The organism is Desulfovibrio sp., from assembly GCF_014803725.1.
Taxonomy (GTDB): Bacteria; Desulfobacterota; Desulfovibrionia; order Desulfovibrionales; family Desulfovibrionaceae; genus Desulfovibrio.
In genome coordinates, this window is the sequence record NZ_JAAVBE010000010.1 from 1 (window position 1) to 17,753 (window position 17,753).

The following is a 17,753-nucleotide window of genomic DNA, read 5'->3' on the forward strand; positions in this document are numbered from 1 at the left end:
GATGTCAAACCCAGGTAAGGTTCTTCGCGTTGCATCGAATTAAACCACATACTCCACCGCTTGTGCGGGCCCCCGTCAATTTCTTTGAGTTTCAGCCTTGCGACCGTACTCCCCAGGCGGGATGCTTATCGCGTTAGCTTCGACACCGAGGATCGCTCCCCGACATCTAGCATCCATCGTTTACGGCGTGGACTACCAGGGTATCTAATCCTGTTTGCTCCCCACGCTTTCGCACCTCAGCGTCAATTCCGGGCCAGGTGGCCGCCTTCGCCACTGGTGTTCCTCCAGATATCTACGGATTTCACTCCTACACCTGGAATTCCGCCACCCTCTCCCGGATTCAAGTCCCGCAGTATCAAAGGCAATTCCACGGTTGAGCCGTGGGCTTTCACCTCTGACTTACGAAACAGCCTACGTGCGCTTTACGCCCAGTAATTCCGATTAACGCTTGCGCCCTCCGTATTACCGCGGCTGCTGGCACGGAGTTAGCCGGCGCTTCCTTTGAAGGTACCGTCAACGCACAGCTGATTGGCACTGTACGCTTTCTTCCCTTCTGACAGAGGTTTACGACCCGAAGGCCTCCATCCCTCACGCGGCGTCGCTGCGTCAGACTTTCGTCCATTGCGCAATATTCCCCACTGCTGCCTCCCGTAGGAGTCTGGACCGTGTTTCAGTTCCAGTGTGGCCGATCATCCTCTTAGATCGGCTACCCATCGTTGCCTTGGTGAGCCGTTACCTCACCAACAAGCTAATGGGACGCGGACTCATCCCTCTGCGATAGCTTGCAAGCAGAGGCCATCTTTCCTCCCCAAATCAAAATGGGGAGCGTACCCGGTATTAGCTGCCGTTTCCAGCAGTTATCCCGGTCAGAGGGGCAGATTATCCACGCGTTACTCACCCGTACGCCACTCTACTCGGGAGCCGAAGCTCCCTTTCGCGTTCGACTTGCATGTGTTAAGCACGCCGCCAGCGTTCAATCTGAGCCAGAATCAAACTCTCCAGTTTGAATCTTTCGCCAGATCCCTCACAGTTGCCCGTAAGGAACCGGAATCTCAAAGAACTTTCCTTCCCGCTCGCTATTCACTTGTCAATGAACCACCGCCGCCTTTCAGCGGCGCGACGCGTTATATGCGTCCGATTCCCGCCCTTGTCAAGAGGCCTCGCGAAAACTTTTTTCGCCTGCCCCGTTTCTCGGCGCGGAGGGGTAAAGTAGCAACGCCCCCCGGGATTGTCAACAGGTTTTTTCAAAAAAAATTTTGCCCGCTGGCGTTTGCCCTTCCACCTTCAGGCTGGAGCGCAGCGACAGCCGGTGGCTGCGACCGGATGGCGGCGCGAAGCGCCGTGCCCGTTGGCGAGCAAAGCGAGCCCTACGGGCATCGACAGCAGCGATGGTGCCGGAAGGATCCTCCGCCGTTACTCCTCCTCCCGGCTGCCGCGCCAGAGGCGCAAGGCCAGGGCCACGGCCGCGCCGCCGAAGATGCTGGCCCAGGGCCAGAGCCAGCGCCACGCCTGCGGCAGCGGCCACGCGCCGCCAAAGCTCGGCGGCAGGATGAGCAAAAGGATGGTCGCCATGGCGCCCAGCGCCGCGGCCGTGGCATACCACGACTGTTCCACGAAGCGGGCCGTATCGCCCAGGGCCGTGTCGCGCACGAAGCCCGGCGCGAGCCCTGAGAGCAGCCCCAGCGCCAGCGCGCCCGTGGCCCCGATCTCGCGCAGGGCGCAGAACACGCCCAGCGAGGTGGCGAGGAAAAGCCCCAGACTGTCCAGCCAGAAAAAGAGGCCGCGCCCGCCGAGTGCGCCGGAAGCGTCGGTGCGCTTGCGCGCCAGCGCCGCGGCCCCGGCGGCCGCCAGCGCCCCGAGCAGCGCCCCGGCCAGTGCGGGCCCGGGGAGCTCCCCCAGGACGAGGCGCGTGCCCGCGGCCCCGTGGAGCAGGGTCTCACGCGTGAGCCCGGCCATGAGCCCGCAAAAACAGCCCAGCACCACGGCCCCGGTGAAGTGCGCGCCGAAGCCGCGCGCCCGCCACGCGGCGGCAGCGGCCAGGAGCACGGCGCAGGCCGCGTCCAGCAGTTCCACTAGAAGGGCCGTGGCCTCGGTCACTTGGCGAGGCCCACAGCCCGGCGCTCGCGGATGACGGTCACGCGGATCTGCCCCGGATAGGTGAGGTTTTTCTCGATCTTCTCGGCAATGTCCTTGCAGAGCAGGTAGGTGGCGTCGTCGTCCACGCTGTCCGCGTCCACCATGACGCGCACCTCGCGCCCGGCCTGGATGGCATAGGCCTTGGTGACGCCCTCGAAGCTGGTGGCGATGCCCTCCAGATCCTCCAGGCGCTTGACGTAATTCTCCAGAAGTTCCTTGCGCGCGCCCGGCCTCGCGCCGGAGATGGAGTCCGCCGCCTGCACGAGCACGGCGAGCGCCGTGGAGGGGCGCTGATCCTCGTGGTGGGCCGCAATGGCGTGCACGATGTCCGGGCTCTCGTTGTACTTCTTGGCGATGTCCGCGCCGATAAGGGCGTGCGGGCCCTCGACCTCGTGGTCCACGGCCTTGCCGATGTCGTGCAAAAGGCCCGCGCGCTTGGCCTTGCGCACATCCATGCCGAGCTCAGCGGCCAGCATGCCGCAGAGCGCCGAGACCTCCAGCGAGTGCTGGAGCACGTTCTGCGTGAAGGAGGTACGGTAGCGCAACTGGCCCAAAAGGCGCACGATCTCGGGGTGGATGCCGTGCACGCCCGCGTCGAAGGTGGCCTGTTCGCCCACCTCGCGCACCTGCACGTCGAGCTCCTGCTGGCACTTCTGGACCACATCCTCGATGCGGGCCGGATGGATGCGGCCGTCCTGGATGAGGCGCTCGAGCGCCATGCGCGCCACCTGGCGCCTGAGCGGGCTGTAGGCCGAGAGGATGACCGTCTCCGGCGTGTCGTCGATGATGAGGTCAACGCCGGTGGCGGCCTCAAGCGCGCGGATATTGCGGCCCTCCCGGCCGATGATGCGGCCCTTCATGTCCTCACTCGGCAGGGTCACGGCGGTGACGGTCTGCTCGTTCACATAGTCGCCGGCATAGCGCTGGATGACATTGCAGAGGATGTCCTTGGCCTTGCGGTCGGCGGTCTCGCGGGCCTGGGTCTCGATTTGGCGGATCATCTTGGCGGATTCGTGGCGCGTGCGCGCCTCGATGTCGGCAAGCAGGCGCGCCCGGGCCTCGTCAGGCGTGAGGCCGGCGATCTCGGAAAGGCGGCGCTCCTGCTCGCTGATGCGCTCCTGCAAAAAGGTTTCGGATTCGGAGAGCTCGCGCTCCTTGCGGGCCAGTTCCTTCTCGGCCGAGAGCAGGTCGAGCTCGCGGGCCGCTGCCTTTTCCAGCTTTTCCTCGAGGCGGCCGCCCATTTCGTCCAGTTTGCGCTCGCGCTGCTTGACATCGCGCTCCCGCTCGCGGAACTCGTTTTCCAGTTCGCGCTTCTGGTTGAAAAGATCGTCCTGGCCCTGGAGCAGGAGTTCCTTTTTCTGGGCCTGTGCCTCCTTGCGGGCCTCTTCCACGATACGCCGCGCGAGCTCGTCGGCGTCGCCGACGCGCTTGGCCGCGAGATAGCGCTGCACGAGCATGCCGGCCAGGCAACCGGCCAGCACGGCCCCGCAAAGCGCCGCGATGATGATTGGATCCATTGAAACCAGCCTCGCTTCGGTTCGGCGCCCGGGGCGCCGAAGGGACGGCGCCAAAATGCGCCGCACATCATGCCGGGGCGGCAAGCCCTTGCGGCCAAGGCCGGATGCGAACGGAAGCGCGTGTGAAGCCGGGCCGGAACCGGCCCGACAGAATGCCGTCATGCCCCGGGATGCGGGGCCGGCGCCGCCCACGGCGAAACGCCGGGCGGCACGGCACGAAAAACCAGCGCCGGGCGCCGGGATGCGCCGCTATCTGGCCTGGTTTTCCGGGGGCGCGGCAGGGCCGGCACCCCCGAAAGGAAATCCCGCGAACGTTCAAGAACCCCAGAGAACCGTGTCGCGCCTGCGGTGCAGAACCTGGTTTCCCAGGTCGGGCATCCGTATGCGGCCGTCAGGCTTCCCGCCCAAGGCGGGCTTGCACACGGGCCGCAGAGACCGACGCCCTTTTGCATATGCTTGTCAGGTTAGCGCCGAGGCGCAAATCACGCGGACTCCAGGGAAAATGTCTGCTCCTTGTGCGGGCCGTGGGGAGGATGCTGCGCCCCCGCGGCCGCCGCCTATTCTTCGGAATTCTCTATCCGTGCAAGAAGCGCGGCAATGCGCCGCCGCGCGTCATTCTGCGTTTTCTTCAACTGCAACAGTTCATCCGCCAGGCCTAGGGCCAGAAAGGTAAGCAGTATCTCCCTGCTCTGGCCGCCCTGGGACCTCGTTTTTCCGCGCGCAAACCGTTCTTCCACCAGCCGGGCCGCTTCGCGGGCGCGCTCCATGTCGGCCCCGGCCCGGAAGGCGATGTCAACGCCAAGAACGGTAAGGTTGATGTTGGTATCACTCACAAATAGCCTACTCGACGCTGTCATGCTCCTGGATCTTGCGCAGCAGGGCGTCGATGCGCTGGAGCGCCTCGGCGCGCCGCCCTTCCTCGCGGGCGAGGGATTCATGCAGCCTGCGGTTTTCTTCTTCCAGCCCGGACGATTCCACGCCCTGGGCGGAAAGCTCGGCGCGCAGGTGCGCATTCTCGGCCCGCAGACGATCCAGCCGGGCCAGGAGTTCGGCGACGCGCGCCTCAAGCTGTTCCAGAAGTTCCATGGCTTCCACACTAGCACCGGCACGCCCGTCTTGCAAGGCGCTTCTCCCGCGGGGCGGATTTTGCGCAAGGCCGGGCGGAAGGGGGGCCTGCGGGCCTTGCGCAAGTGCGGGTAAATCTTATATAGAAAGAGCAGGCAGGGGCTTTCCGGCGCGGACCAGCGGGCGCGCGCATGCCCCCAACGGCCCGAGGCATGGCCGCCACCCGGCGGCGCATGCGCCGAGGCCCTTTCTTCCACCATCCCGGAGGCTTTCCATGGCACCCTTCCCCAATACCATCGCCCAAGGCCGCGTCTCGAGCGTGGCTTCCGTCTATATGCGCCACGTCTACCAGTGGATGACCGCGGGCCTCGCCGTCACCACGGTGGTGGCCTACGGCGTGGCCGGCACCCCGGTCATCCGCGACGCCATCCTCGGCAACAGCCTGGTCATGATTTTGCTCGTGCTCGCGCAGTTCGGCCTCGTCATCGGGCTGTCCGCGGCCATCACCAAGCTCTCTGCCGGCGCGGCCACGGGGCTTTTCCTGCTCTATTCGGCGCTCACCGGGGCCATGCTCTCGTCCATTTTCGTGGTCTATCCCATCGCGTCCATCGGCACGGCCTTCCTCGTGACCACCGGCACCTTCCTCGCCATGTCGATCTACGGCACCGTGACCAAGCGCGACCTCACGGGCTTCGGGAACTTCCTGTTCATGGGCCTCATCGGCATCCTCATCGCCATGGTGGTGAACTTCTTTTTGAAGAGCACCATGATGAACTTCATCGTGAGCTGCCTCGGGGTGCTCATCTTCACCGGCCTCACCGCCTATGACACCCAGAAGCTGCGCCGCTTCGGCGAGGGCGCGCCCCTTGAGGACGGCACGGCCGTCCGCCGCGGGGCCATCCTGGGCGCGCTGACCCTCTATCTCGACTTCATCAACATCTTCCTCATGCTGCTCCAGCTTTTCGGCGGCAACCGCGACTAGCCGGCGCCAAAAACCACAGGGAACGCAGGGGCAAAGGGCTCGCCTTTTGCCCCTGTTTTCTATTTCCACGTCATGAAAAAACCCAAGAAACAACGTACTGACAGGCGCGCCGGCGCCGTGCCGGCCGGCGACGACCTGCTGGCCATCTTCGCCCGGCAGGCGCGCCCCCTGCGCCTGGACGCGCTTTTGCGGGCCGCGCGCGTGCCGCGCCAGGGCAAGCGGCAGCTCGAGACGGAACTCGCCGCGCTGGCCCGCGAGGGGCGCCTCGTGCGCCTCGCCGGCGGCCTGTGGACGCGGCCCGAAAGCCTGCGCCAGGTCACGGGCCGCTACCGCGCCCTGCGCGACGGCGGCGGCTTCGTGACGCCCGTGCGCGAGGACGGCGCGGCGGCCGGCCCCGAGCTCTTCATCCATCCTGTCCAGCGCGGCGGCGCATGGCACGGCGACCTCGTGCGCGCGGTGGCGATGCCCGGCAGAGAGGGACGCGGCCACGGCGTTTCGCGCGCGCCCGAAGGCCGCGTGACCCACATCCTCGAGCGGGCGAACAAGGAAGTGCCGGTGCATCTGGTGCGCCGCACCGGGGCGACGCTCTTCTGCCGCCCGGCTGACAGCCGCATCCCGGTGAATTTCAGCGTTTCGCTGCCCGAAGACGGGGCGCCGGGCCTGCCCCAAGGGGGGCGCCTGGAGGCGGGGACGCTCCTGCTCGTCACCCCCGAGGCGGAACTGGCCTCGGACCTCTGGAGCGCGCGTCTCGCGGGCGCCTATGGCCGCGAGGACGATGTGGCCGTGCAGGAGGAGCTTGTCAAGCTCAATCACGAGGCGCCGCGCGAATTTCCGCCGGCCGTGCTCGCCGAGGCCGCGAATCTTCCCGCCGGGCCGACGCCCGAGGACATGGCCGGGCGCGAGGACATGCGCCCGCTCCCGCTCGTGACAATCGACGGCGCGGACGCGCGCGACTTCGACGACGCCGTGCATGTGGAAAAACGCGGCAAGGGCTGGCTTTTGCGCGTGGCCATCGCCGATGTGAGCCACTATGTGCGGCCCGGGCGCGGCCAGCCGGGAGGGCCAGGCGCCCTTGACGCCGAGGCGCTGGCCCGCGGCAATTCCTGGTATTTTCCGCGCTCGGTGGAGCCCATGCTGCCGCCCGCGCTCTCCAACGGCCTGTGCAGCCTGAAGCCTGGGGAAGACCGGCTCGCCATGCTGGTGGAGCTGCCGCTGGACGAAAAGGGGCGCCCGGGCGAGGCGCGCTTCGCGCCGGTGATCATGCGCTCGGCCGCGCGCCTTACGTATGATGCGGTGCGCGACGCCGTGCTCGACCGGGACGAGGCGGCGCGGCGCGCCATCCGCGAACAGCCCCGCGGCGAAGCGGTGCTCGCCATGCTGGACGAGGCCTTTGCCCTGTACCGCGTGTTGCGGGAGGCGCGCAGGGCGCGGGGCAGCCTCGATTTCGACCTGCCCGAGGCCCGCTACCAGTTCGGGCCGGACGGCCGCGTGACCGGCGTGGGCGTGGCCGAGCGCCATGACGCGCACCGGCTCATCGAGGAATTCATGATCGCGGCCAACGAGGCCGTGGCCCGCTGGCTCGGCGCCCGCGGCACGCCGGAATTTCTCTACCGCGTCCACCCCGAGCCGGACGCGGAGCGGCTGGAAGCGCTGTTCACCACCCTTGAGGCCACGGCGCTGGAGAGCCTGCCGCCGCGCCTTCGCGTGAACGGCAAGCCGGACGCCGCGGCCCTGCGCGAAATACTGGGCCGCGCCCAGGGCACGCCGCAGGAATATGTGGTCAACCGCCTCTGCCTGCGGGCCCTCCCCCAGGCCCGCTACCAGCCGGAGAATGTGGGCCATTTCGGGCTGGCCTCCACCGACTATTGCCACTTCACCTCGCCCATCCGGCGTTATGCCGACCTGCTCGTGCACCGGGCGCTCAAGGCGGCGCTGGGCAAGCCCTGCGGCGAGATCCCGGCCGGGCAGCGCCTTTTGCGCATCGGCGACCAGTTGAACCGCCGCGAACGCGCGGCCATGGAGTGCGAGCGCGAAATGGCGCGGCGCCTCGCCTGCCTCTCCCTCGCCGGCCGCGAGGGCGAGCAGCTTTCCGGCGTCATCAGCGGCGTCACGCCCTTCGGCATCTTCGTGGAGCTCGACGGCATGCCTGTGGAGGGCATGATCCGCCTCGAAGACCTCACGGACGACTGGTACGTGTATGACCAGGACCGCCTCTCCCTCACGGGCGAGCGCCTGGGCCGCGTCTGGAAGCTGGGCGACCCGGTGAAGGTGCGCCTTGAGGAAGTGGACATGGGCCGGCTCGAGATCCGCCTGGTGCCGCTGGAACTGCCCGCGGCGGGCAAGGCCCCGCGCAAGGGAGGCCCGGCGGCCGGCAAGGGCCGCCCCGTACCCGGCAAGAACCAGCGGGACGGCCGGCGCCCGGGTACGGGCAAAGGCCGGAAGCGGGAAGGCCCGGCGCCCGGGGGGCGGAAATCCCGTTCCGGCAGCGGCGCCAGCGGGCAGGGGAAAAGGCCGGGCACGCCCGACACCCCGGGCCGGCGCGGACAGCCCGGGCGGGACGGCAAGCCCCCCCGCCGCGAGCGGCCCCGCACCTCAGCGGGGCGGCCCCGCCGCGGGGACAAGGCCCGCTGATGCCCCTGCTCACCGCCCGCCAGCGCATGGGCGCGGCCGCGCTCATCCTCGCGGCCAGCGCCGTGCTCTCGCGCCTCATGGGCCTTGTGCGCGACAAGGTCATCTCGTGGCAGTTCGGCGCGGGCGGCGAGGCCGACCTCTATTTCGCGGCCTTCGTGGTGCCGGACATCATCAATTATCTTTTGGCCGGCGGCTTCATGTCCATCACCATCATCCCGCTCCTGGCGGCGCGCTTCCGCGAGGACGAGGACGACGCCTGGCGCTTTTTCTCCTGCGTGTTTTTCTGGATGCTCGTATCCTCGCTGGCGCTCACCGGCGCGGGCATGATCTGGGCCGAGCAGCTCGCGCGGCTCACCGCCCCGGGCTTCAGCCCCGAGGCCTTGGGGCGCCTCGCCTTCTTCATGCGCATCATCCTGCCGGCGCAGGTGTTCTTTCTCGCCGGGGCCTGCTTCACCGCGCTTTTGCTGCTCAGGCGGCAGTTCAGCGTGCCCTCGCTCACGCCGCTCATCTATAATGGCGCCATCATCGCCATGGGCCTGCTCTTGCCGCTGGTGCCGGGGGCGGGTGTCCTCTTCTGCAAGGGCGGCCATATGGGAATGACCGGGTACTGTGTGGGCGTGACCCTGGGCGCCGGGCTCGGGGCTTTCCTGCTGCCCTTCCAGGCCGCGCGGGCCGGGGGGCTGCGCCTTACCTTCGTGTGGCGGCATCCCCTGCTCTTCCGCTTCTTGCTTATCGCGCTGCCGCTCATGCTCGGGCAGACCGTGGTCATGCTCGACGAGCAGTTTTTGCGCGTCTTCGGAAGCCTCGTGGGCGACGGCGCCGTGAGCCTGCTCAACTATGGCCGGCGCATCGCGCAGGTGCCCGTGGGCCTCGTGGGGCAGGCCGCGGCCGTGGCGTCCTATCCCTTTCTCGTGCGCCTTCTGGCCGACGGCGAGGACGAACGCTTCGCCGCGACGCTGCGCACCGCCCTTGCCGCGAGCCTCGGCCTCATCATCCCCTGCGCGCTCTGGATGATGGCGGCATCGTGGCCCATCCTCGGCATCATCTTCCAGGGCGGGCGCTTCGGCCCCGGGGAGACCTTGGCGGCGCTGCCGCTGACGAGGCTCATGCTCGCACCGGCGCCCTTCTGGATCTTTTACATGGTGCTCGTGCGCGCCTATTACGCCCACGGCGACACCCTCACCCCGGCGCTCACGGGCACGGTGCTGACCATCGTGTGCATCCCGCTCTACTATTTCCTCGCCGTGCCGCTGGGCGCCTGGGCCGTGGCCGCGCTCTCCGGCCTTGGCGTCAGCGCCTATGTGGTCTGGCTCATCCTCATCTGGGCGCGGCGCCATGGCTGGGCGGCCTTTGCGGGCCTTGGGCCGCTCACGGCGCGCTGCCTCGCCTGCTCCGTCCCGGCCGCGGGCGTGGCCTGGCTTGCGGCCGACGCCACGCTCGCGCGGCTGCCGCTGGCGCCCTTTTTCGCCGCCTGCGCGGCGCTCATGGCGAGCGGCGCGGCCTTCGCGCTGGTGGCGGTGCCGCTGGCGCGCCTNGTNGCNCCNGANCTNCTCGANATGGCGGCNNGGCCCNTNCGGNAGCGCCTGGCCCGNNANAAAGNCNGGNCCNNNNCGNNCGCNGACGCTTGCCAAAACGNCAAAGATNCATGAGAATCCCNGCATCGCACCAACGCCGGGCANGGCGCCCGGCANCGGCTTCGCCACTTTTTTCCGGGAGGACCCTCCATGAAAAAATGTCTCGTCCTGCTCGCCCTTGCCCTGCTGCTGNCCCCGGCCCTNGNNTNNGCCGCCGACTGGAAACCCACGGGCGACGTGAACGTCATCGTGGCCTACAAGGCCGGCTCCGGCACGGACACGGGCGCGCGCCTGCTCGCCTCCGAGGCGGAGAAGCATGTGGGCAAGACCCTCGTCATCAACAACCTGCCCGGCGCCGACGGCAAGATCGGCTGGACCCAGCTCGTGAACGCCAAGCCCGACGGCCAGACCATCGGCTTCATCAACCTGCCCACCTTCACCACGCTCGCCACCATGCCCGACTCCACCTTCAGCGTGGCCGACGTGGTGCCCATCGCCAACCATCTTTCCGAGACCGGCGTGGTGGTGGTCAAGGCCGACAGCCCGTGGAAGAGCCTCAAGGACCTCGTGGAGGCCTGCAAGGCCAAGCCCACCTACCGCGCCTCCACCAACGGCGTGGAAGCCTCCAACCACACCGCGGCCCAGCTGCTCGCCAAGAGCGCGGGCTTTGACTACAAGGCCATCCCCTACGGCGGCACGGCCGACCAGCTCCTGGCCCTGCGCCAGGGCGAGGTGGACTTCTCCTGCGCCAAGGTGGCCGACGTGGCCCAGCTCATCAAGGGCGACAAGCCCGAGCTGCGCGTGCTCGGCGTGTTCTCCGAAAAGCGCCTGCCCGAGATGCCCGACGTGCCCACCCTGGGCGAGCAGGGCTACTATGACAAGTGGTACGGCGCGGCGCGCGGCCTCGTGGCCCCCAAGGGCACGCCCCCGGAAATCATCGAGTTCTATGTGGACGCCTTCCGCAAGACCATGGAAGACCCGGAAAACATCGCCGCCCATGAAAAGGCCGGCATGACCATCGACTTCAAGGACAACAAGGCCTACGCGGACCTCATCGCCGACCAGGAGAAGTTCTGCAAGGACGTGGTCTCGAACCTCTACAAGTAGCCTTTNNANNNAGCCCTGCCAAAAGGCCCGGACGGAACNCCGNTCCCGNCCGGGCCGGCGGCTTTCGCCAGCGCCCAAACCNGGGAGCCAGCATGACCCGCTCCGACATCGGCGTGGTGGCCATCATCTACGCCACCTGCCTGCTCTTTCTTGTGATGACCCTCAAGCTCAAGGCCGCGGCCCAGGTCTACCCGCTCTGCCTCATCGCCGGGCTCGCCGGGCTGAACACGCTCTATCTCGCCACGCGCCTCTGGCGGCTCTTCACCGGCCGNCCGGCCATCGAGGAGGCCGGCATCCCCGCGCCCGNGCCCGAAAAGCCCGGCCTCGTCAACGACCTGCCCGAGATTTTCAAGGGCTTTCTCGCCGGGCAGTTCTTCTTCGTGGTCATCGCCTCGGTGGCCTATCTCGCGCTCATGCACTATGTGGGCTTTTACCCGGCCGGGCTCATCTACATGGTGGCGGTCATGTGGCGGCTCAAGGTGCCGCCGCTGCATATGGCNATCACGCTGGCGGTGCTCGGCATCCTCATTTACTCGGTGTTCACGCTCTTTCTCAAGGTGCCGCTGCCGCGCGGCATCCTGTTCGGCTAGCCGCGGCCCGATTTTCGCCACGCCCCACCTCACATAAGGACGACGCATGGACACTCTGGCGCTCATGGGCACGGGCTTCCTGCAAGCCTTAAGCCCGCTCAACCTCCTGCTCATGGCCGCGGCCACGGCCGTGGGCGTGACCATCGGCTGCCTGCCCGGCCTTTCCGCCGCCATGGGCGTGGCCCTGCTTTTGCCCGTGACCTTCGGCATGGACCCGGCCACGGGCCTCATCATCCTCGGCGGCATCTACTGCGGCGCCATTTTCGGCGGCTCCATCAGCGCCATCCTCATCCACACGCCGGGCACGCCGGCCTCGGCGGCCACGGCCATCGAGGGCTACCAGCTCACCCTGCGCGGCCAGGCGGCCAAGGCGCTCACCGTGGCCTGCTTCGCCTCCTTCTGCGGCGGCCTTTTGAGCTGCATCTCGCTCTATTTCTTCGCGCCGCCGCTGGCGCAGCTCGCCATGAAGTTCAAGAGCCCGGAATATTTCTGGCTCTCGCTTTTCGGGCTGACCATCATCGCGGGCGTGTCGTCCAAGTCCATGATCAAGGGCCTCATGAGCGGCGTGCTCGGCCTGCTCATCTCCACCGTGGGCATGGACCCCATGGAGGGCGTGCCGCGCTTCATGTTCGGCCAGAGCACGCTCTACAACGGCGTGGACGTGACCTGCGCGCTCATCGGCCTCTTTTCCATGTCGCAGGTGCTCATCCTGGCGGAAAAGCGCATCCAGGCGAGGCCCGCGGCCGCCAAGTTCAAGGACCGCTTCAGCCTCACCGGGGCCGAGGTGAAGAAGATCTCGCCGACCATCATCCGCTCGTGGATCATCGGCAATATCGTGGGCATCCTGCCNGGCGCCGGCGCGTCCATCGCCTGCTTCATCGGCTATAACGAGGCGCGCCGCTTCTCCAAGAACAAGCAGGAGTTCGGCAAGGGCTCCATCGAGGGCGTGGCCGGCTCCGAAGCNGCCAACAACGCGGTCACGGGCGGCTCGCTCATTCCCATGCTCACNNTNGGCATCCCGGGCGAGTCGGTGACGGCCGTGCTCATGGGCGGNCTCATNATNCACGGCCTCCAGCCCGGGCCCGAGCTCTTCANCACCTATGCGGGCATGACCTACACCTTTTTCGCGGGCTTCGTGCTCGTGCAGTTCTTCATGCTCGGCATCGGCATGCTCGGCTGCAAGGGCTTCGCCAATATCGCNCGCCTNTCGGACGCCATCCTCATCCCNTCCATCTTCCTGCTCTGCGTGGTGGGCTCCTACGCCATCCACAACAANGTGGTNGAGGTGGCCATCATGCTCATTTTNGGNGGCGTGGGCTACCTCGTGCGCAAGTTCGACATGAACGCCACGGCCATCGTGCTCGGGCTCATNCTCGGNCCCATCGGCGAGCGNGGNCTNNGGCGCTCGCTCATGCTGAGCGACGGCGACCCGTCCATCCTCTTTTCCACGCCGCTCTGCTGGGCGCTCATCGCGCTCTGCGTNNTCGGCCTGCTCTCGCCCATCTTCATGAACCGCATGGAGCGCANGCTCAGGGAAAAGCACGGCGCGGCCTAGNCAAGAANNCGNCNGNACAACAGAAAAGCCGCGGCGGCCCCCGGNAANGGAGTNNGCCGCGGCTTGATTNNTGTNNCGNGGNNNGGCGNGNNCTAGGCCTGCGNNTCCGTGGCNGTGGTGTCCACCCGGCCCATGAGCTCGGAGTTCAGCAGGTAAAGGCCCTTGGGGTCGGAGGCATAGAGATCGTACTTGGCGATGAGGTCGCTCGTGTTCTTCTCCTCCTCGCCCTGCTCGGCGATGAACCAGTCGAGGAACTGGCAGGTGCGATAGTCGTCGACCTCGCGCGCTTCGCGGTAGATGGTGTTGATGAGCGAGGTGACGTACTTCTCGTGCTTGAGCGCGGCGTCCAGCGGCTCCTTGTGATTGTTGAACTCAGCGTCGGGGGCGTCGATAGTGCCGAGCTTCACCTTTTCGTTGTTGTCCTGAAGGTATTTCAGGAATTTCATGGCGTGCTGCTGCTCTTCCCGCGCCTGCACCTCGAACCAGTGGCCGAAGCCGTCCAGGCTCACCTCATGGTAGTAGTTGGAAAAGGCGAGGTAGAGATAGGCGGAGTAAAATTCCTTGGTGACCTGTTCGCGGATCAGGTCGGCGACTTTCTTGTCCATGGGGGTTCTCCTTTGGCGCAGGTATCTGCGTTTTTTGCAGGCTTTGTTATATACCAGCGAGTTGGCGGCGTGCCTGTGAAGCTGGAGTAATGCCGAAATTATCCGTCAAAAACAGCCTTTTTGCCGCCGGCTGCGTCAGAAAAAAATTTCCTCGGTCGAGTACTTAAGTACACTCCCTTCGGAAATTTTTGTCTTCCTTGCCGGCAGCAAAAAATCTTATTTTTTAGGATTCTTCCGGCGCCAGCACCCGTCTTTCGCTTCGCTCCAGACGGGAATAAGGAAGGCGACCAACTGCAATGTATAACATAACCCTTTTGCATCCTTCGTCAAACTCAGCATCCGCGCCGGCCGCAGGGGAGCGGACAGCGTGGACGCAGCATAGGGCCAAGCGGCCGTCTTGACAAGTGCGCCGGGGAGGCCCGGGGCGCGAAAGCCACGCTCAGAGGCTCTTGCCCAAATCGTAGGCCGCGCGCGGATAGGGCGTATTGCTCACCGAGCCCTCCACCCACACGCCGGGCGCGATGACGCGGCCCGCATCCTGCCAGCCGAGATAGTCGAGCAAAACGTCATAATGCGCGGCAATGGGCGCGGCCTGCTCCGCCGCCGTGTTGGCGTAGGTCATGAGCAGGGCGGCCTTCTTGGGCACGTGGATCTGCCCGTTGATGGCGTAGAAGCGGTCGATGACCGCCTTGAGCTGCGCGGAGATGCCGAAATAATACATGGGTGTGGCAAAGACCACCATGTCCGCCGGGACGATGTGCTCGCGCACGATCCCGAAATCGTCCTGGAAGATGCAGGGGCCGTCCATGCCGCAGGAATTGCAGGCGATACAGGGGTGCACCTCGCTTTGCGCCGCGTCAAAGCGCGTGACGCTGTGCCCGGCCTCTGTGGCGCCCTCGATGAAGCGGCTCGCCAGATGGTTGGAATTGCCGTTCTTCCGGGGGCTGCCCGTGAGCACCAGTATCTTCATGGCCTTGTCCTTTGCTTCCGCCTCCGCCCCGGAGGGCGCGCCGAGCGGCGCCGTGACGCCCGCCAGCGCGCCCAGGGCCAGCGGGCCGGCTGTCTTTAAAAAATCGCGCCTGTCCATGCCTTCCCCCGCCTAGAGTTCCAGTTCCTGACGGATGCGCTTGAGCTCCGCCGGGATGTCGATGCCCTGCGGGCATTTGGGGAGGCAGAGGCCGCAGTCGTTGCAGGCCCCGGGCTTGTCGCCGCGCTGCACGGGCGACATGGAGTAGTTGACGAGCCGGTGCGCCCGCGCCTTGTCGCCGTCGGCCTTGTACTGGTTGTAGACCATGTTGAAGAGGTAGCCGATGGCCACGTTCTGCGGGCAGGGGATGCAGTTGTAGCAGCCCGTGCAGGGGATGGCCCCGGGCGCCGCGCGATAGGCCCGCGCCGCGCGCCCGATGACCGCCCGCTCCTCCGCGTCCAGCATGCCCGGCGCCGAGCGGCCGGCATAGGCGAGGTTGTCGCGCACATTGTCCATGGAGGACATGCCGCTCACCACCACGCTCACCTCGGGCTTGTTCCAGAGATAGTCAAAGGCCCACTCCACGGGGTGACGCCTGTGGGGCGCCTTGTCGAGCTCGGCCTGGACCCGCGCCGGCGGCTTCACGAGAAAGCCGTTGCGCAAAGGCTCCATGATGGACACGCCCATGCCGTTGGCGGCCGCGTAGTTGAGGCCCACGAGCCCGGCCTCGTGCTCGGTGTCGAGATAGTTCTGCTGGATGAGGCAGAAATCCCACGGCGCGGCGTCCACCACGCGCTTGAAGAGCGGCACCCCGTCATGGAAGGAAAAGCCCGCGAAGCGGATCTTGCCCTGTGCCTTCAGGTCCTGCATCTTCTCGCCGAGGCGATAGGGCACCACCTTGTCCTTCCAGCCGCGGTGCATGATCATGTGGATGTGGTAGAAGTCGATGACATCCGAGTTGAGGCGGCGGCGCGACTCGTCGAAGAATTTGTGGAAGTCCTCGGGCCGCTCCATGATCCACCACGGAGACTTGGAAGTCAGCCACACGCGGTCCCGGTAGCCATCCGCCAGCGCCTTGCCGGTGACGGCCTCGCTCTGGCCGCCCAGGTAGACATAGCCCGTGTCCACATAGTTGAGGCCGTGGTCGATGGCGTGGCGGAGCATGGGGATGGTTTTGGCCTCGTCCACGGTCTTGCGGTCTTCGAGCATGGGCAGGCGCAACATGCCGAAGCCCAGCGCGGACACGCCCACGCCGGTGAGCCCGTGCGGGCGGTAGCGCATGTCCGGGTGCCAGTTGCGGATATTGGCCGGGTCCTGGGCCGCGGCCCAGGCAGGGGAAAGACCCGCGACAGAGGCCAGGGCCGGTGCCGCCGCGAGGGCCGCGCCGCCCTTGAGAAAGGTACGCCTGTCCATGAAGTCTCCCTGGTGCAATTATCGACGGACCTGGCCCGCATCCTCCGGCAGGGCCGCATTGACCGCGGCGAGGCCGTTGAGCGTGCGCGGGAAGCCGATAAGCGGCAACATCACCGCGAGCGCGTCCACGAGGTTCTGCTTCGTGTTGCCCACGCTCACGTTGGCGCCGGCATGCGCCTTGGCCTGCGGGTCGCAGCCGCCCAGTGCCACGATGGCGCTGAAGGTAATGAGCTCGCGCATCTTGAGGTCCAGCACCTTGCGGGTATAGAGGTCGCCGAAGCAATAGGCGCTCAGATAATTGGCCACGATGGCCTTCTGCCCGGCCGGCGCGTTCTCGCGCATGGCGTCGATGCCCTTGGCCCCAAAGATCTGGCGCTGCACCGCAAGGCCGTCGGCAAGGCGCGTCGCTTCATCGACCGTGGCCTCGGGCGGCAGCGGCAGCGTGGCCCCGTGCTTTGTGAGCACCGGGTTCACCACGCGAAGGGCCGCCTCCACCCGCGGGAAGCCCACATAGGCCGCGCACTGGTAAAGCGCCTCGCGGATATCCGCCGCGCTTGCGCCCACGCGCAGGGCCGCCTCGGCCTGCGCCGAAAGCGCCTCAAGGCCCTGGCTCGCCGTGAGCGCGGCCAGCGTCACCAGCGCGGCCTGGCGGTCGGTGAGGGTGCCCTCGTTAAGGATCTCGCCATAAACGAGGCGGTCGCGCATGGACGCGAGCTCCGGGTCGGTGTCCGCCAGCGGGGCCGGCGCGCCGCCCTGCCATTTCTGCCGGTTCTTTTCCGCTGCCTGCACCCTGTCCATGCTGCTCCCTCCTGCATCCTTGTCCGCCGCCGCGGCCGGCCCCGCCATGCCGAGCCACACAAGCGCGGCCAGCGCCAGCACCGCGCCAAGGCGCGCCGCCTTTCCTGCTTTTCCGAACATGCCTTTCATCAGCGTCCCTCCCCGAGGCCCAGTTGCTTCAGCCATTCGGCCAGTTCGCGCTCCGAGACGCCCGCGTTGAGGCGCCTGCCCGCGAGCCAGCGGCCGCCGGGGCAGAGCTTTGCCAAAATGGCCCCGCTCTCCCCGAGCGGGCTGCCGCCGGAAGTGGCGAAGGGAATCAGGGTCTTGCCGCTGAAGTCGGCCGCCTGCACAAAGGTCTCGATGATGCGCGGCGCCTGGTACCACCAGATGGGGAAGCCCACAAAGATGGCGTCGTAGGGCGCCATATCCGGCAGTTCCCCGGCGATGGCCGGGCGCGAGGCCGCGTCCGCCATTTCGAGGCTTGAGCGGCTTTTCTTGTCATGCCAGTTGAGGTCGGCCGCGGTGTAGGGCACCGCGGGCGTGATGGCGTAGAGGTCAGCGCCGGCGGCCTCGGCGAGCGCATGCGCCACGCGCGCGGTGGTGCCGGTGGCGGAAAAGTAGGCGACGAGTATTTTGTTCAACGCAGGCTCCTTTGGAAGCAGGGTTGATGCTGTCGTGCTGCTCTTAATGCCGAAATTATCCGTCAAAAACAGCTTTTTCGGCGCTGGCTGCGTCAGAGAAAAATTTCCTCGGTCGAGTACTTAAGTACACTCCCTTCGGAAATTTTTATCTTCCTTGCCAGCGCCGAAAAATCTTATTTTTTAGGATTCTTCC

14 protein-coding genes, 1 rRNA gene, 1 other RNA gene and 1 pseudogene are annotated in these 17,753 nt (G+C 66.7%); 6 read left to right on the forward strand and 11 right to left on the reverse strand.

From position 1 onward, the window contains the following. The 6 genes from HDR50_RS03390 to zapB form a co-directional block, all read right to left on the reverse strand. Nucleotides 1–1,005 (reverse strand): 16S ribosomal RNA (locus tag HDR50_RS03390); the annotation flags it as partial. Between the two features lie 408 nt (nucleotides 1,006–1,413). Next, nucleotides 1,414–2,097, reverse strand: a complete 684-nt coding sequence (locus HDR50_RS03395) for a TRIC cation channel family protein (RefSeq protein ID WP_291355925.1) — start codon at nucleotides 2,095–2,097, stop codon at nucleotides 1,414–1,416. Beyond that, nucleotides 2,094–3,653, reverse strand: a complete 1,560-nt coding sequence (gene rny / locus HDR50_RS03400; RefSeq protein WP_291355927.1) for a ribonuclease Y — start codon at nucleotides 3,651–3,653, stop codon at nucleotides 2,094–2,096. Before rny ends, HDR50_RS03395 begins: the two co-directional genes overlap by 4 nt. A gap of 317 nt (nucleotides 3,654–3,970) precedes the next feature. Next, nucleotides 3,971–4,156, reverse strand: a non-coding RNA gene (ssrS, locus tag HDR50_RS03405) — 6S RNA. A gap of 54 nt (nucleotides 4,157–4,210) precedes the next feature. Next, a complete protein-coding gene (locus HDR50_RS03410; protein WP_291355928.1) occupies nucleotides 4,211–4,510 on the reverse strand; it encodes a cell division protein ZapA in 300 nt (99 codons plus the stop codon). Beyond that, entirely contained in the window at nucleotides 4,494–4,775 is a 282-nt protein-coding gene (zapB, locus tag HDR50_RS03415) for a cell division protein ZapB (RefSeq protein WP_291355930.1), read from the reverse strand. The genes HDR50_RS03410 and zapB overlap by 17 nt, the downstream gene beginning before the upstream one ends. A gap of 217 nt (nucleotides 4,776–4,992) precedes the next feature. Here zapB and HDR50_RS03420 point away from each other — a divergent pair, with 217 nt between their 5' ends. The 6 genes and pseudogenes from HDR50_RS03420 (at nucleotide 4,993) to HDR50_RS03445 (ending at nucleotide 13,157) form a co-directional block, all read left to right on the forward strand. Continuing rightward, a complete protein-coding gene (locus HDR50_RS03420) occupies nucleotides 4,993–5,700 on the forward strand; it encodes a Bax inhibitor-1/YccA family protein (RefSeq protein WP_291355932.1) in 708 nt (235 codons plus the stop codon). Between the two features lie 72 nt (nucleotides 5,701–5,772). Continuing rightward, nucleotides 5,773–8,331: a VacB/RNase II family 3'-5' exoribonuclease gene (locus HDR50_RS03425; protein WP_291355934.1), complete on the forward strand. Its 2,559-nt coding sequence runs from the start codon at nucleotides 5,773–5,775 to the stop codon at nucleotides 8,329–8,331. Further along, nucleotides 8,331–9,980, forward strand: a pseudogene (locus HDR50_RS03430) (lipid II flippase MurJ). Before HDR50_RS03425 ends, HDR50_RS03430 begins: the two are co-directional and overlap by 1 nt. A 75-nt stretch (nucleotides 9,981–10,055) precedes the next feature. Continuing rightward, nucleotides 10,056–11,012, forward strand: coding sequence for a tripartite tricarboxylate transporter substrate binding protein (locus tag HDR50_RS03435; protein WP_291355936.1), 957 nt, complete (start codon nucleotides 10,056–10,058; stop codon nucleotides 11,010–11,012). A 92-nt stretch (nucleotides 11,013–11,104) separates the two neighbouring features. After that, nucleotides 11,105–11,602 (forward strand): tripartite tricarboxylate transporter TctB family protein, encoded by a 498-nt coding sequence (locus HDR50_RS03440; protein ID WP_291355937.1) that lies wholly within the window; start codon nucleotides 11,105–11,107, stop codon nucleotides 11,600–11,602. Between the two features lie 46 nt (nucleotides 11,603–11,648). Then, nucleotides 11,649–13,157, forward strand: a complete 1,509-nt coding sequence (locus HDR50_RS03445) for a tripartite tricarboxylate transporter permease (protein ID WP_291355939.1) — start codon at nucleotides 11,649–11,651, stop codon at nucleotides 13,155–13,157. A 92-nt stretch (nucleotides 13,158–13,249) separates the two neighbouring features. Here the strand turns inward: HDR50_RS03445 and HDR50_RS03450 are convergent, their stop codons facing one another. The 5 genes from HDR50_RS03450 to HDR50_RS03470 all read right to left on the reverse strand — a co-directional run bounded on the left by HDR50_RS03450 (nucleotide 13,250) and on the right by HDR50_RS03470 (nucleotide 17,560). Beyond that, nucleotides 13,250–13,762, reverse strand: a complete 513-nt coding sequence (locus tag HDR50_RS03450; RefSeq protein WP_291355941.1) for a ferritin — start codon at nucleotides 13,760–13,762, stop codon at nucleotides 13,250–13,252. A 439-nt stretch (nucleotides 13,763–14,201) separates the two neighbouring features. Further along, nucleotides 14,202–14,849 carry an NAD(P)H-dependent oxidoreductase gene (locus HDR50_RS03455; protein ID WP_291355943.1) on the reverse strand — a complete coding sequence of 216 codons (648 nt, stop codon included), beginning with the start codon at nucleotides 14,847–14,849 and terminating at the stop codon, nucleotides 14,202–14,204. A gap of 12 nt (nucleotides 14,850–14,861) precedes the next feature. After that, on the reverse strand, nucleotides 14,862–16,142 hold the full coding sequence (locus HDR50_RS03460) for an aldo/keto reductase (RefSeq protein ID WP_291355945.1): 1,281 nt from the start codon (nucleotides 16,140–16,142) through the stop codon (nucleotides 14,862–14,864). 18 nt (nucleotides 16,143–16,160) lie between these two features. Beyond that, a complete protein-coding gene (locus HDR50_RS03465; RefSeq protein ID WP_291355947.1) occupies nucleotides 16,161–17,069 on the reverse strand; it encodes a carboxymuconolactone decarboxylase family protein in 909 nt (302 codons plus the stop codon). After that, nucleotides 17,069–17,560, reverse strand: a complete 492-nt coding sequence (locus tag HDR50_RS03470; RefSeq protein WP_291355949.1) for a flavodoxin — start codon at nucleotides 17,558–17,560, stop codon at nucleotides 17,069–17,071. Before HDR50_RS03470 ends, HDR50_RS03465 begins: the two co-directional genes overlap by 1 nt. Nucleotides 17,561–17,753 lie beyond the last annotated feature (193 nt).